At 72.3% G+C, this 14,499-nt stretch carries 10 protein-coding genes; 4 read left to right on the top strand and 6 right to left on the bottom strand.

Features of this window, described 5'->3' with window-relative positions:
• Positions 1-217 precede the first annotated feature (217 nt).
• Positions 218-2,239, bottom strand: a complete 2,022-nt coding sequence (locus ACTOQ1_RS19365; RefSeq protein WP_440068967.1) for a HelD family protein — start codon at positions 2,237-2,239, stop codon at positions 218-220.
• Positions 2,240-2,376: 137 nt separating this feature from the next.
• On the opposite strand from ACTOQ1_RS19365, the gene ACTOQ1_RS19360 reads away from it, so the two are divergent.
• A complete protein-coding gene (locus ACTOQ1_RS19360) occupies positions 2,377-2,694 on the top strand; it encodes a hypothetical protein (RefSeq protein ID WP_440068965.1) in 318 nt (105 codons plus the stop codon).
• Positions 2,695-2,914: 220 nt separating this feature from the next.
• Here ACTOQ1_RS19360 and ACTOQ1_RS19355 read toward each other — a convergent pair whose 3' ends face one another.
• From ACTOQ1_RS19355 to ACTOQ1_RS19345, 3 genes are all read right to left on the bottom strand, one after another.
• Positions 2,915-4,561 (bottom strand): DNA repair helicase XPB, encoded by a 1,647-nt coding sequence (locus ACTOQ1_RS19355; protein ID WP_440068963.1) that lies wholly within the window; start codon positions 4,559-4,561, stop codon positions 2,915-2,917.
• A 338-nt stretch (positions 4,562-4,899) separates the two neighbouring features.
• The gene (locus tag ACTOQ1_RS19350; RefSeq protein ID WP_440068961.1) at positions 4,900-5,484 is read right to left on the bottom strand and encodes a hypothetical protein; all 585 of its coding nucleotides are present in this window, start codon (positions 5,482-5,484) and stop codon (positions 4,900-4,902) included.
• A 298-nt stretch (positions 5,485-5,782) separates the two neighbouring features.
• Entirely contained in the window at positions 5,783-8,206 is a 2,424-nt protein-coding gene (locus tag ACTOQ1_RS19345) for a helicase-associated domain-containing protein (protein WP_440068959.1), read from the bottom strand.
• Between the two features lie 145 nt (positions 8,207-8,351).
• On the opposite strand from ACTOQ1_RS19345, the gene ACTOQ1_RS19340 reads away from it, so the two are divergent.
• On the top strand, positions 8,352-10,184 hold the full coding sequence (locus tag ACTOQ1_RS19340) for a hypothetical protein (protein ID WP_440068957.1): 1,833 nt from the start codon (positions 8,352-8,354) through the stop codon (positions 10,182-10,184).
• Positions 10,185-10,227: 43 nt separating this feature from the next.
• On the opposite strand, the gene ACTOQ1_RS19335 is transcribed toward ACTOQ1_RS19340, so the two are convergent.
• Positions 10,228-10,851 carry a TetR/AcrR family transcriptional regulator gene (locus tag ACTOQ1_RS19335; RefSeq protein ID WP_440068956.1) on the bottom strand — a complete coding sequence of 208 codons (624 nt, stop codon included), beginning with the start codon at positions 10,849-10,851 and terminating at the stop codon, positions 10,228-10,230.
• A gap of 603 nt (positions 10,852-11,454) precedes the next feature.
• On the opposite strand from ACTOQ1_RS19335, the gene ACTOQ1_RS19330 reads away from it, so the two are divergent.
• Both ACTOQ1_RS19330 and ACTOQ1_RS19325 read left to right on the top strand, forming a co-directional pair.
• Positions 11,455-12,084, top strand: a complete 630-nt coding sequence (locus ACTOQ1_RS19330; RefSeq protein WP_440068954.1) for an HAD family hydrolase — start codon at positions 11,455-11,457, stop codon at positions 12,082-12,084.
• A gap of 90 nt (positions 12,085-12,174) precedes the next feature.
• The gene (locus ACTOQ1_RS19325) at positions 12,175-12,573 is read left to right on the top strand and encodes a cold-shock protein (protein ID WP_344744291.1); all 399 of its coding nucleotides are present in this window, start codon (positions 12,175-12,177) and stop codon (positions 12,571-12,573) included.
• Between the two features lie 158 nt (positions 12,574-12,731).
• Here ACTOQ1_RS19325 and ACTOQ1_RS19320 read toward each other — a convergent pair whose 3' ends face one another.
• Positions 12,732-14,375, bottom strand: coding sequence for an MFS transporter (locus ACTOQ1_RS19320; RefSeq protein WP_440068952.1), 1,644 nt, complete (start codon positions 14,373-14,375; stop codon positions 12,732-12,734).
• Between the last annotated feature and the right edge of the window lie 124 nt (positions 14,376-14,499).

Genomic DNA, 14,499 nt, shown 5'->3' with positions numbered 1-14,499 from the left:
CGAGGCCGTCATCGCCGAGAAGCCCGAGAAGGCCGGAGCCGCCCCCGCCATGCCCGGCGGCGGCGACATGGACTTCTGAGTCCACGCGCTTTCGAAAAAGAGGCGACCCCGAAGTGCCGGGGCCGCCTCTTTTTGTTTCCGTGCTCCTTGGTGTCGTACCCAGTCTCGGTGTCGTTCCCCCGTCGCCCGGCGCGGGGGCCCGTACGCGGCCCCGAGGCTAGCCGAGCTGCTCGGGCAGCGGCCTGGAGTGCAGGACGGTCAGGGAGGTGACCGCCCGGGTCAGCACCACGTAGAGGCGGGCCAGGCCGCGGGGTTCGGCGTCGACGATGTCGGCGGGCTCGGTCACGATCACGTGGTCGTACTCCAGGCCCTTGGCCAGGGACGCAGGGACGACCAGGAGGCGGTGGTCCTCGACCGTGTCGGGGCTCAGCACCCGGTGCTCCAGGTGGGCCAGGGCCCTGGACACGGCGCCCACCGAGGCGTCGGGGACGATGACGCCGATCGACCCCTCGCGGGCGAGCGCCTCCTCGGCGGCGCGGGCCAGCGACGCGGCCAGGTCGGGCGCCGGGCGCACCGACAGGGAACCCGCGCCGGGCCGCAGCGACCGGGGAGCGGCCAGGTCGGGGGCGACGGAGGGCAGCAGCCTGGCCGCGTAGTCGAGGACCTCCCGGGGCACCCGGAAGCCGAGGGTGAGCTCGGTGACCGCGCCGTCCTCGAAGCCGAGATGGGTGAGGACCTCCTTCCAGGAGCGGGCGGACCAGGGAGTGGTGCCCTGCGCGAGGTCGCCCAGCACGGTGGCCGAGCCGGTACGGCAGCGCCGCCCCAGGGCCCGCAGCTGCATGGCCGACAGGTCCTGGGCCTCGTCCACGACCAGGTGGCCCAGCGGGACGGTCCGCTCGATCATGTCGGCCAGCTCGTCCATCAGCGCGCCGTCGGCCGCCGACCACTTGGCCGAGCGGAAGGACTTGGCGGGCTTCGCCCACAGCAGCAGCGACTGCTCCTCGGCCGTGAGGTCGTCCTTGGCCGCGGCGGCGAGGAAGGCGGGGTCGCTGAACAACCGGTGGAGCACCTGCTGCGGGGTCAGCTTGGGCCAGACCAGGTCCACGAGCTGCCTGACCGGCTTGGACCTGGCCACCGCGTCCTGCACCCGGTCGTCGGGCGACTCGCCGCGCTGCTCCATCCGGACGAGCACCAGGTGGGCGAGACGCTGGGCGAGCGTGGCGCGTCCAGGGCCGTAGCGGGTGGTGCCGCGCAGGGCGGCGACGATCTCGCGGACCTCGTGGTCGGCCACCCGGTAGCGGTTGATCCCCTTGGTGAACAGCACGCCCTCGGTGGGCTTGACGACGTGCATCCACAGGGCGCGCCCGAGCACGGGGACGATCCTCGCGTCACCCTTGATCGTGCTGGTGGCGGGGTCCTCAGGGGCGGAGTGGTCGCCGAGGATCCCGGCGGCCGTGGTCTGGTCGACCTTGACCTCGCCCAGGGCGGGGAGCACGGAGGAGATGTAGGAGAGGAACGCCCGGTTCGGGCCGACGATCATCACGCCCGACCTGGCGAGCCGCTCGCGGTGGGTGAAGAGCAGGTAGGCCGCCCGGTGCAGGCCGACGGCGGTCTTCCCGGTGCCGGGGGCGCCCTGGACGCACACCGTCCGCGCCAGGTCCGAGCGGACGATCTCGTCCTGGTCTGGCTGGATCGTCGCGACGATGTCGCGCATCGGCCCCGAGCGCGGGCGCTCGATCTCCTCGGTGAGGATCCTGCTCTGGGCGAGGGCGGCGCCGCCCTGGTCGAGGCGCTCGTCCTCGTAGGCGGTCAGGTCGCCGCCCCGGTAACCGAACCTGCGGCGCAGCGCGACGCGCATCGGGTCGGACGGGCTGGCCTGGTAGAAGGCCCGCGAGACCGGGGCCCGCCAGTCGATGACCAGGGGGCGGCTGTTGTCGTCGTGGACGTGCCTGCGCCCGACGTAGACCGTACCGGGAAGGTCGTCTCCCGCCTGGCGGTCGAGGCGGCCGAAGAACAGCGGCGTGCCGGAGTGGTCGGCGAGCGCCTCGACGCGCTGGTCCAGCAGCGCCTGCAGGATCTGCTGGGAGACCCAGTCTCCGGCGGCGTCGGAGGAGAGGGATCGGGCGTGCTCGCGCATCGCGCGGAGCGCCGCCCTGGAGGTGGCCAGGTGCTCGCGCTCGGCGGCGAGAATCCGGGCGGGATCGTCGGTTATGTCGGGTGCCAATTGATGTGCGGGCACGCTGAAGCGCCTCCCATTCGATAAACGGAGGTGGTGGTCATCGGGCAGCGAATCGACCAGCTTAGCGGCGACTCACCCGCGTCTCAAAAGGATTAACGCCGGACTGGGAAGCGGCGGTCGCGGGTATCCCAACGGTCGTGCGGATCTCCCCTGTCATACCGGCCGTCGCCAGCCTTCTCCTGGCCGCGCTCTGGGGATTCTCGGTGTTCGCGGGCTGGGGGGTCGAGGCCTTCTGCTCCGACCCCGGCTGCGTGGACGGGCTGGCCGGGGTGGTCAGGCTGTCGTCCCTGTTCGCGGCGGTCGCGGCCTGTTGCACGGTGGCCGCCCTGCTGGCGCCGGGGAGGCGCGGCGCCGGAAATCGTTTCACCGCGCTGATGACCGCCGCGGTGGCCGCCTGGGTGGTCGCGGAGGGTGTTCTCTTCGCGGGCGGCCTGATCGTCCGGTCGTCACTTTGATCGTCGGGTCGCCGCCCCGATCGTTCGGTAGTCGATCTGCCACTCTCCGTCATTCTCTGGAGAAATAGCGAAAAAGCGCGGCAAACATGGTGACTCCCTCAGATCATGGGGGTATGTCGCCAGTGGCCGCCGAGGCCTAGCGAGGGGGTGGTTTGTTTGTCGAAAGCCCGCGGGATTTCGTGGACCTGACACAAATTGACGACGTGTTCGCCATGTGAGTTCATTCTCCGGCGAGCACGTCGTCCGCGTCGATGATCTGGTACGCGTACCCCTGCTCGGCCAGGAACCGCTGCCGGTGGGCGGCGAAGTCCTGGTCGACCGTGTCACGGCTGACCACCGAGTAGAACCGGGCCCCGCCCCCGTCGGCCTTCGGCCGCAGCACCCGGCCCAGCCGCTGCGCCTCCTCCTGCCGGGACCCGAAGGTGCCCGACACCTGGATGGCCACCGCCGCCTCCGGCAGGTCGATGGAGAAGTTGGCGACCTTGGAGACGACCAGGACCTGGATCTCCTTGTCGCGGAACGCCTGGAAGAGCCGCTCCCGCTCCTTGACCTTCGTCTCCCCCTTGATCACGGGCGCGTTCAGGTGCTCGCCGAGCTCGTCGAGCTGGTCGATGTACTGCCCGATGACCAGCACCTGCTCGTCCAGGTGCCGGCGGACCAGCGCCTCGGTCACCCGTGTCTTGGACGGCGTGGTCGCGCAGAACCGGTAGCGCTCCTCGGACTCGGCCATCGCGTAGGCCAGCCGCTCCTCGTCGGTCAGCGTCACCCGCACCTCGACGCAGTCGGCCGGGGCGATCCAGCCCTGGTTCTCCATCTCCTTCCACGGCGCGTCGTACCGCTTGGGACCGATCAGGGAGAACACGTCGCCCTCCCTGCCGTCCTCGCGCACGAGCGTCGCGGTCAGGCCCACCCGCCGCCTGGCCTGCAGGTCGGCGGTCATCCGGAAGATCGGCGCGGGCAGCAGGTGCACCTCGTCGTAGACGACCAGGCCCCAGTCGCGGGCGTCGAACAGCTCCAGGTGCCGGTAGACGCCCTGCCTGCGGGTCGTCATCACCTGGTACGTGGCGATGGTGACGGGCCGGATCTCCTTCTTCGTGCCGGTGTACTCGCCGATCTCGTCCTCGGTCAGCGAGGTCCGCTTGAGCAGTTCCTGCTTCCACTGGTGCGCGGAGACCGTGTTGGTCACCAGGATCAGCGTCGTCGCCTTGGCCTGCGCCATCGCCGCCGCGCCCACGATCGTCTTGCCCGCCCCGCAGGGGAGCACGACCACGCCGGAGCCGCCGTGCCAGAACGCCTCGGCGGCCTCCCGCTGGTAGGTGCGCAGCTCCCAGCCGTCCTCGGTGAGCGCGATCGGGTGGTGCTCGCCGTCGACGTATCCGGCCAGGTCCTCGGCGGGCCAGCCCAGCTTGAGCAGGTGCTGCTTGATGTTTCCGCGCTCGCTCGGGTGCACCACCACGCCGTCGTCGCCCAGGCGCTCGCCCAGCAGCGGCTGGATCTTCTTGGCGCGCAGGACCTCTTCCAGCACGGCCTTGTCGGTGCTGGTCAGGGCGAGCCCGTGAACCGGGTGCTTCTCCAGGCGGAGCCTGCCGTAGCGCGACATCGTCTCGGCGACGTCGACCAGCAGCGCGTGCGGCACGGGGTAGCGGCTGTGCGCGATCAGCGCGTCGATCACCTGCTCGGCGTCGTGCCCGGCGGCCCGCGCGTTCCACAGCGCCAGAGGGGTGATCCGGTAGGTGTGCACGTGCTCGGGGGCGCGCTCCAGCTCCGCGAACGGGGCGATCGCCTTGCGGCACTCCCCGGCCCTCTCGTGATCGACTTCAAGGAGCAGGGTTTTGTCCGATTGGACGATCAGTGGTCCGTCAGTCACAGACTTCTCCCTTGGTCACCGCAGGTTACGGCGGATCAGCTCATGGTCGCACTCGTGGACGCCCGAAGGGTCGTCCCGCGCTCCCTGTATGCAACAGACGGGAACGTCCGGGCAGTCCCGTCCGGCCCGTCCGGTCTCCCGCGCCCGTCCGTCACCTGCCCGTACGTCGTGTGCCCGGTCCTCGCGCGCCCGCCTGTCGCGTGTCCGCCCGTCGGGCGTCCGTAGGTCGTGTGCCCGGTTCGCGCGTGCCCGCCCGTCGGGTGCCCGCCCGTCCGGACGTCCGGTCCTCGCGTGTCCGGTGTCGCGCGTACGGCTCCGGCGGGCGGTCCTCGGCATGGTCAGCTCGGGCCGAAGGCGCCGTTGAGGCCGGCGACGATGAAGAAGGCCACGCCCAGGACGAGCAGCACGATGTTGGCGCCGTTGCTGATCCAGGACCACTTGAGCAGGTTCCGCGCGCTTCGCGGGTCGGTGTCGACCCTGCCCAGCGCGAGGCCCGACAGGATGGTGCCGATGATGCCGCCGGGGGTCGCGAAGCAGCTCAGCGCGAGCACGAGGCTGATGACCAGGGCGACGATCGCGTGCGTCCTGACGCCCTCGACCTCGCGGGACGGCGGCGCACCGTAGCCCTGCCCGTACCCCTGCCCGTAGGACTGCTCGCCGTAACCCTGTCCATACCCCTGTCCGTAGGGCTGGTCGGGATGGCCGGAGGCCTGGCCGTAGTCCGGGGCCTTGCCGTATTCGGGCTGACCGTACTCGGGCTGACCGTATTCGGGCTGGACGTACTCCGGCTGGTAACCCTGCCGGGTCTGCTCGTAGCCGTACGGCTGCCGGTCGTGGCCCGGGGCCTGGCCCGGCCCCGTGGCGTAGGGGCTCTTCCAGTCGTCCGGGTTGGTGCTGGGGCCTTCGGAGTGACCGCTGCTCACTGGGGATCTCTCGCTTCTATGGAGCTCAGAACGTCAACTGTTATCACGATATGGGTCGTGAGCCGGGTGTCAGGGGCGAATGGACTCGGTCGTATCCCGGCGGCCGGAGCCCGGAGGAGGATCCTCGCGCCTTGGCGAGCGTCCCGCTGAACGACGCGGCGGACGGTGCGCCGCCACCGGACCGTCGGCCGAGCTCGTGGCGGCCCCGTTCCGGAACCCGAGACTACCTCGTGCTCTCGCCCGGCACACCGGGGCCGCACGGGCTTTCCGGCCCCCGGCGGAACCGGCAGGGGGCGTCTCACACGATGTCGGCTATGCCGGTGATGCGGTGCAGGGCGAAGCGGTGCACCGCCGCCCGCGTCTCGTCGTAGGCGGTGAGATAGCCGCCCTCCATCCGGGCGGGTTCGAGGATCCGGCTGGTGGCGTTGCCCTGGGAGTCGAGGTAGCCGATCCAGACCTGCGATCCCTGCCGGATGGCCTCGCGAAGGGCGGTGATCGTGGCGGTGGCGGGGGAGCGCGGCACCTGGCCGCCGGGGGCGGCCACCGGGGCGCGGCGAGCCTGGTGCGCGGCGTCGCCCGCGCGCACGGCGCGCACGGCGGCCGCCACCACGTCGGCCTCGTGGCCGCTGAACGTGACCGGGGAACGGCCCGCTGAGGTGCCCTCGGTCCGGCGGACGTCGAGCTGGGTGATGATCACGTCACCGTCGAGCGACTCCGCCGCCGGGGCGTAGCCCATCGCGCGCAGCGAGTCGACCAGCGCCGGCCGGGAGGACTTGGAGGCGATCACCGTGGGAGCGAGCCGCCGCAACCGCAACGGGATCGCCCGCTTGTCGGCCATCACCTCGTCGAGCAGGGAGGGGTCGTCGCACCGCACGTACGCGCTCGCCGTGCCGACGCGCATCCGGCCGTGTCGCCTGGCCACGTCGGTGACCAGGTAGCTGAGCGGCTGCGGCACGGGTGTGGTCGAGTGGCGCTCCAGCATGGCCAGCAGCTCGTCGGCACCCTGCCCGGCGTCCAGTGCCCGCCGGATCGACCGCTCGTCGAAGCGGTAGACCGTCGCGCCGCCGGTCGACTCCACCTCGGCCGCCATCGCCAGCCACCGCCTCAGGTCGCCGGTGAGCGGCCCGGGGGCGACCGCGGTCAGGTCGGCCTGAAGGAGCACGTGGTCGAGCGGCTCGGGCAGCAGCGGGAGCAGCAGGTGGGCGGCGGACACCGGACGGCCGCCACCGCCAGGACCGGCCGGGACGGCCGAACCGCCGGCGCCGGAGGAGTCGGGGAGCAGGGCGCGACCGTGGGCCGCGAGCGCCCCGAGCCCGGTGACGCCGATCTGCTCGGCCTCGCGCAACGTGAACTCCACAAGCTGGTCGCGGTGACCTCCGCGACGGCGGGGCTGCTCCCAGGCCAGGCGCTCGCGTACCGCGTCGAGGGTCGGCGCCACCCCCGGCGTCGAGGCGAGCATGCCCAGGGTCGTGGCGCGGACCTCGGCGGCGGCCGGGCGCCGCAGGTCGGGGTGGAGGGCGTTGAGCAGCCGGTCGCGCTCGTCGCGCTCGCCGATGACCCCCGGCACCCGGTCCATGGTGAGCCAGGCCGTGGCCAGCACCACCCAGCGGTCCTCCGTGGACTTCACCCGCCAGCCGTCGTAGACGGGGGTGGGCATCCAGTCGCCGTCGACGGTGCCGCCGGCCGCGATCAGCCCCGCCGCGTACGACACCTCAACCACCAGCCCTGCCACCCACTCGGGCAGGTCGAGCAGGCCCGCGGTCCGCTTGAGGTCACGCACGGCCAGGCCGCCGCTGCGGAGCACGCCGGGCGGGTCGACGCTCCAGCGCTCGCACAGCTCCTCCACCGCGCGGGTGAACGTGAACGCCTGCCCGGCGGCCGTGCGGTCGGCGAGCCTCCGGTCGCGCTCGGTGCCCTCGGTCGCGGGCGGGAAGGGGGACAGGTCCCGGTGGACGCGGCCGCCGCGCAGGAACAGGGCGACCTCGCGGGGCAGCACCACGGTCTCCTCGCCGGTGGCGGCGAGCAGGGCACGGGAGAGGAGCTGCTCGATCGGCGACTGCGCGGTGGCGGCCCGCACCTCACGGCGGGCGTTGGGCACCCGGCCGCTGGCCGGGCCCCAGACCAGCTCGTTCAGCGCGGACCGCGCCTGCGGCGAGACCTCCTCGATCAGCCGTCCGACGATTTCCCCGTCGGCGAGCAGCGCGGCGAGCGTCTCCTTGGTGGCGCTCCCGGCGCCCTCGGTGTCGCCCGTGACGTCCTGGACCAGCTCGGCCAGCCGCTCGGCGGGGTGGTGCCTGAACGCCTCCACGGCGGGCGGGCCGAGCCCCCCGGGGGCGTCGAGGACCTCCCGCACCCCGGGCGCCGGAGCCAGGGCGCGGTCGGGCCCGTAGATCAGGGCCATGGTGCGCAGCCGCTCGACCGTCTCCTTGAGGGCGCTCTGGAACGCCGGATCGGCCGGTCCTGGAAGGGCGCGGGCCATCTGGGCGCGCAGTGACCTGTAGGCGACCGGGCCGGGCAGCACGGCCAGCGTCTCCACGACCGCGAGCGTGAACCGGTCGAGCCGGTCGAGTGCCCTGCCCACCGCCGACGGGCTGCTCGCCCGCCCGGCCAGCCCTTCCAGGTGGGCGGGCACGGGGGTGATGAGCTCGGGTCGCACGGAGACGAGAGCCCGCAACCGGTCGTCGCTCCGGCCGCGCAGCCACTCGGTGAACTCCGTGCTCATTCCGCCAATGGTAGGAGGCTTGACCGACATCGCGCGGCCTGGGGGAATTCCGGGATCCCGCGAAGAGGACCGGCCGATCACGTGATGGACGGTGAATGGGGGAAGAAGCCCACGAGCGAGACGATGTCGAGAGAGGATGGCCAGTGTGATCGAGCGTGCGGACCAGCTCGTCCTGGACTACGTCAGCAAGGCGGCCGACGCGGCCCACGGCGTGCTGCCGCCGAGGCAGCGGATCGACTTCGTCGCGGTGCTGCGCAGGCGGATCGACGCCGAGCGGGCCGGAGTGGACGACCCCGCCGCCGTGGCGAGGGTCCTGGCCCGGTTCGGCGACCCGGCCGCGCTGGTCAGCCGCGAGTTGCGCCGCCTGGGGAGAGAGGTGCCCTCCGGGGCTTCGGAGAATCCACCGGGGCGCCCCGAGCCGCGGGCTTCCGAGAAGGGTTCCGGGGGTTCCGGGGGCTCGCGTGAGGACTCCGGTACGGTTCCCAGGCCCCGGGAGGATTCCGTGGGGACCGCCGGTGGCGCCGGTCGCTCCACCCGCGCCACGGATCTCACCGTCACCTCAGCCGTCGATCCGGTGGCCGCCATGCCTCTCGCCGCCCCCACCCCGGAAGGTTCCGTCCCCGAGGACCGTGACACCCCTCAGGGAGGGCACGTCCCCGAGGACCGCGACCCCATCTCCAAGGGGCCCGATCCCGAGGATCCCGCTCCCACGCCGCAGGATGCGGTCTCCGGCCCGGGCGGTCCCGGTCGCACACCGGAGGGTTCATCGTCTCGGGCCACCCCCGATCCAGCGGCGTCCTCGTCCTCGTCCTCGTCCTCGCCCACGTCCTCGTCTTCGCCTACGCCGGGTGAGGCGGAGACGGCCGGACGTGCCTCGTCGGCCGCCCGCGAGGGCAAGCCGGGGGATCCCGGTCTCCCGCCCTCCCGCCGCCCCGTTCGGGGGCATCCGTACGCCTCGACGGGCGCTCGCCCGGATGCCGGCGAACCCGCGCGGGGCCATCGCACCCCGGACCGTCCCGAGCCGGAGCGCCCGGAGCCGGATGCCCCCGGGTCCTCGGCCTCGCGCGGGTCCAGGTGGGTGGAGCGGATCTTCCCGGCCCGCGCGCGGTCGTCGTCGGCCGTCCCTGAATCATCGGCCGTCCCGGAAGAGGACGAGCCCGACCTTCCCCCCGGTAGCCGCTCGGGAAGCGGGGGAGACGCCGCGGACGAGTGGGAGGACGCGGTGGAGAGCGACCCGCCGACCGAGGAGATCCCGTCCGTACAGGACCCTCTCCCGCCGCCGGTGGCACGGCGGGAGACACCGGAGCAGCCTCAGGAGCCGCAGGAATCGCGGGAGCCGCGGGAATCGCGGGAGCCGCGGGGGGAGCGGGTGGAGGAGCCGAAGGGAGATCGAGCGGAGGCGCCGCGCGGGAAGCCGGGAGGCGTGGAGGGCCGCCAGGGGCTTCCGCCCGGCGTGGCCAAGGGGATGCGGGAGGCCGAGGAGCGGCTGGCCAGGAAGCAGGCGCGAAACCGGCCCGACTGGCTGCGCCGGCGACGCCCGGTCCGGTCGAGGGAGGACGTCGTCCCGGGCACCCAGGACGCCCGGACGATCCTGCTGGGCCACCGGCGCGAGACGATCGGTCTGGCCCTGCTCGCCCTGGCCGGTCTGCTGATCCCCTTCCCGCTCGCCCCGATCGCGATCTTCGCGATCCCGGTGCTGGTCTGGGCCGTCGCGGCGCTCGTCGTGATCGCCTGCGAGAACTGGCACACCTCCGACAAGGCGCTCGGGCTGGCCGCTCCGATCGTGAGCTACTCCCTCGGTGGCGGACTGGTCGCTCTCGTAAGGGCCAGGAACGACCTCGGCACGGTGGTGGACGAGTTCTTCACCATCAGCGGGCTCATGTTCATGCTCGGTACGGCGTGGGCCGTCTTCTGGCTGGCCTACCGCCTGCTCAATCCTCCGATCCCCGTGGGAAGGGGAGTCCGCCGGCCCGGGTGACACCGGTGGAGTCCTCCCGGTCCCCGAAGTGCCGCCGGGCCTGTCAGCCGATGGCCTGGACCGCCGGCCGGGGCAGCAGGCCGAGGGCGAGGCGCACCCAGGAGGCGACGAAGCGGTCGCGCTCCACGCGACCGGGAGGCTCACCCACGGTCTCCTCGAACAGCTGGTAATTGATCACCGCCCCGCCGAGTACGGCACCGATGGCGGGCCAGTCGGCGGCGACTCCGGCGTACTCGGGCTGGGCGCGGAACCACATGGTGATCGCGTCGAACATCGGCTGCAGCAGACCTTCGCGTACGGTCACGACCAGCTCGGGGAACTGGCTCAGGTCGCGGAAGAAGACGCGCGTCAGCTGCCTCTCCTCACGGACCTTGGCCAGCCCCAACCCGCACAGGTGGGCCAGCCGTTCCTCGACACCGGTCGAGGTGTCGACGACGCTGAGCTCGGCCAGGGTCTCGGTGATCTGTGCCCGCGTCCTGGCGGCGTGCTCGTTCATCGCCGCGGCCAGCACCTCGTACTTGGACTTGAAGTGCCGGTAGAGGCCACCGGCGCCGGGAGACAGCCCGGAGGCGGCTTCGATCTCGGCCACCGAGGTCGCCGCGTAGCCCCGTTCGGCGAACAGGCGCAGCGCCTCGTCGATGATCCGTTCGCGCGTCGATCTGGTCATTCTCTGCCGATACCTCCTCCGTGACCTTATCCAGTGCCGCCCGGGCCGGGTCGCACCGCACCGCGGCGCGCCGCTTCCCACCCGTGCCGAAGGACCCGCGGGTCCACCCGCGAGGCGGCCCACCGCCCGGCCTGCTGCCCGGCCTCACCGCCCGGCCTGCTGCCCGGCCTCACCGCCCGGCCTGCTGCCCGGCCTCACCGCCCGGCCTCACCGCCCGGCCTGCTGCCCGGCCTCATCGCCCGGCCCACCGGGCGCTCGCGGACCGGTGCACGGACCGGCGCGTGGGGCGGCACAGGACCGGTGGACGGGTCCGCACGCGGAGGGGGAACCGGTCTGCGGAGACAGGCCCTGAGACACGCCCACGGGCAGGCCGGGGGACAGGTCCGTGGAGCCCGGTCCACGAAAACCTGTCCCGGGGGCCGGCCTCCCGGAGAAGTGCAGGAGAGGGACGCGCACTCACCTTCCGGATAAGGAAATCTTTTCGTGAAGGCTTCCACGACGAGGGGTCTCATGTACAACGCTTAGGATTAGCCATGTTTAGGGTGATTTGGCATTCTTTGAGGGCTTCTCGGAGAATCCTCTTCGCGAAGCCGACAAGGAGCGGTGAGTGACCTGATGAACTCCGTGGGATTCGACCTCGATCTGACGCTCGCCGACACGCGCGCGGGCATCGCCGCCGTTTACGACGAGGTGGCGCTGCGTACCGGCGTCTTCATCGACAGCGTCGCCGTGGTGGCCAGGCTGGGGCCGCCGCTGGAGTGGGAGCTGGCCAACTGGATGCCCGCCGAGGAGGTCCCCGCGGCCGCCGACGTCTACCGGGAGCTGTACCCGTCGATCGCCATCCCGGTCACCACCCTCATGCCCGGCGCGCGCGAGGCCGTCGAGGCCGTACGGCGGGCGGGGGGCCGGATCGTCGTCGTGACGGGGAAGAACGCCCGTGACGCGGCGAGTACGGTCGAGTTCCTCGGCCTGGAAGTGGACGAGGTCGCCGGGTCGGTTTTCGGGGCGGCCAAGGGTCCGGCCCTCGCGACTTTCGGCGCCGCCGCATATGTTGGAGATCATGTCGCGGACATCGACGCGGCACGAGCGGGGGGAGTCGTCAGCGTGGCGGTGGCGACGGGTGTCTATCCGGTGGGAGAACTACGTGATCACGGAGCCGATGTGATCCTGGGTGACCTGACCGAGTTCGTCGAATGGTTCGACGGCTGGCGAACCCCCGCCACTCCCGTGTAATTCGGGCCCCAATACACGGTCGCCCTCGGCGCCCGCGGGGCATAACCTACATCCATTCCTTTTCACGACAGTCTGAACGAGGTCACCCCTGTGCCGAGTGGCAAGGTCAAGTGGTACGACGCCGACAAGGGATTCGGCTTCCTCACCCGCGACGACGGCGGCGAGGTCTTCGTGCATTCTTCCGCGCTACCTTCCGGCGTGGATTCCCTCAAGCCGGGCCAGAAGGTCGAATTCGGCGTGGCCGAGGGGCGCCGTGGCCAGCAGGCGCTCTCGGTCCGAGTGATCGACCAGCCCCCCACTCTCGCCAAGACCGCCAAGCCCAAGGGCAAACGTAAGAAGCCCGACGAGATGGTCGTCATCGTGGAGGACCTGATCAAGCTTCTGGACACGGTCTCCACGTCGTACCAGAGGGGCAAGCAGCCCGAGGCCGCGCACGCGAAGAAGATCGCCGCCGTGCTCCGGGCCGTCGCCGACGACCTGGACGACTGACCCCCGCCGACCGCCCGCCGGTCGGGCCGATCTCCCGTGCCCGTTCCGCGGCTCAGCCGTGCGGGTCCAGGCTCTCCTCGAACGCCGAACGCCGAACGCCGAACGCCGAACGCCGAACGCCGAACGCCGAACGCCGAACGCCGGGAGACCCTCGCGGTTCAGCCGTGGGGGTTGGTGAGCGGTCTGGTCCGCTTCTCCGTCGGCGGGTCCCCGTGGTGCACGACCGCGGTGGTCGTCCCGGCGGGCCGCGGCCTGGCCCGCTCCTCCGGCGTCGCGTCCCGCGAGGGCCGCTCTCCGTTCGTCGCGGGGTGCGGCCCGGACGGGGCGGGACGCGATTCCCTGGCGGCCTCGACCCTGGCGTCCACCTCGCGGACCCGCCTGCGGCGGCGTACCAGCAGCCAGCCGAGCGAGCCGGCCAGCACCACGGCCATCACGGCCAGCCCCGCCGACCCGCCCGCGAACAGCGAGAGCCAGAGCCCGACCAGGCCGCCCAGCACCCAGGCGATCTGCAGGAAGGCCTCCACCACCCCGAACGTGGACGAGCGCACCTCCTCGCCGATCTCCCGCTGCACGATCGCGTCCAGCGCGAGCTTGCCCAGCCCCTGGGCGAACGCGGCCACCAGCGCGACCGCCACCGCGCTCCACAGCTGGAAGACGACGCCCGCCAGTATCGTGATCGCGGTCGTCATGGCGAGCGTGCCCAGCACGATGACCTGCGGGGAGTGGTTGCGCACCCACGAGGCCACGGCGGTGCCCGCCAGCCCCCCGACCCCGGCGGCCACCGCCAGCACGCCGATGGCGACCACCGGCGGCAGGCCGGGCAGGTTCTTGTCCTGGACGAGGAAGAGCAGATAGAAGAGCAGGAACCCGGAGTAGAGGCGGATGGCCACGTTGGCGTGCATCGCCTCGGCCACCACCGGGCCCACGTTCAGCATCGTGCGCCAGCGGGGCGGCCGTTCCTCTCCCTCGTCGTCCAGCCCCTCCAGGTCGGGGGAGTCGATATGGCGCGGGAGCCGTACGGCCAGCACGCCCTGGAGCAGGAAGAGCACCGTCGCCCCGCGAAGCACCCACTCGGCGCCCAGCCAGGCGCTGGCGCCCGCGCCGATCGGCACCGCGACGCCCGCCGTGACCAGCGCGAACAGGGCGACCCGCGCGTTGGCCGTGACCAGCGCGATGTCGGCGGGCAGCACGCTCGGCATGATCGCCGCACGGGAGACGTTGTAGGCCTTCGACAGCACCAGCACGGCAAGCGCCGCCGGGAAGATCGTGAACACGTCGCCGGGGACGATCGCCGCCGCCATCGCGAAGCAGAGCAGCCCGCGGCCGAAGAGAGTCCCGGCCATCACGAAACGCCGCCCGGAGCGGAACCGGTCGAGGACCGGGCCGACGAACGGCGCGACCACCACGAACGGGATCATCGTGATCAGCAGGTAAAGAGCGACCTGGCCGCGTGCCTCGTTCACCGGGAGCTTGAAGAGGGTGCCGGCCAGGGCGGCGGTGACCAGGGCGTCGCCCGCGCTGTGCGCGGCGGTCAACTCGATCAGCTGGCCCAGCCCGGTGCGGCCCGCGCCCTGCGCGTGGGTCAGCCGCCGCGCGGCCCGGCCCGCCCGCTGGGTGCCGCTGACCGCTCCCCGGCCCGCCCGCGCCGTCGCCCGGCCCGCTCCCCTGCCGGCTCGCGCCGTCACCCGGCTCGTGCCGCGGCCCGCGCGCGCGGCGGCCCGGCCCGCGGCGGCGGCGGCCCCGCCGACCCGCCGAGAGGCCTCGCCCACCGTCTTCCGCGCCCGTTCCCACCCAGCTGCCACGTATCCAGTCATACCCGAAGGGCGGGTGAGTTGTCCGGTGCGCTAGGTCACTCCGTGGACGATGGGATGTCCACGGTGCCGTTCGCTCCGGTCATGGGCGAGAATGAACTGTGAGCGCAGTGAG

The organism is Streptosporangium sp. OZ121 (assembly GCF_051918885.1).
Lineage (GTDB): Bacteria > Actinomycetota > Actinomycetes > Streptosporangiales > Streptosporangiaceae > Streptosporangium.
The sequence above is the reverse complement of the archived record's forward strand: the minus strand, read 5'-3'. Positions and strand labels throughout refer to the sequence as shown.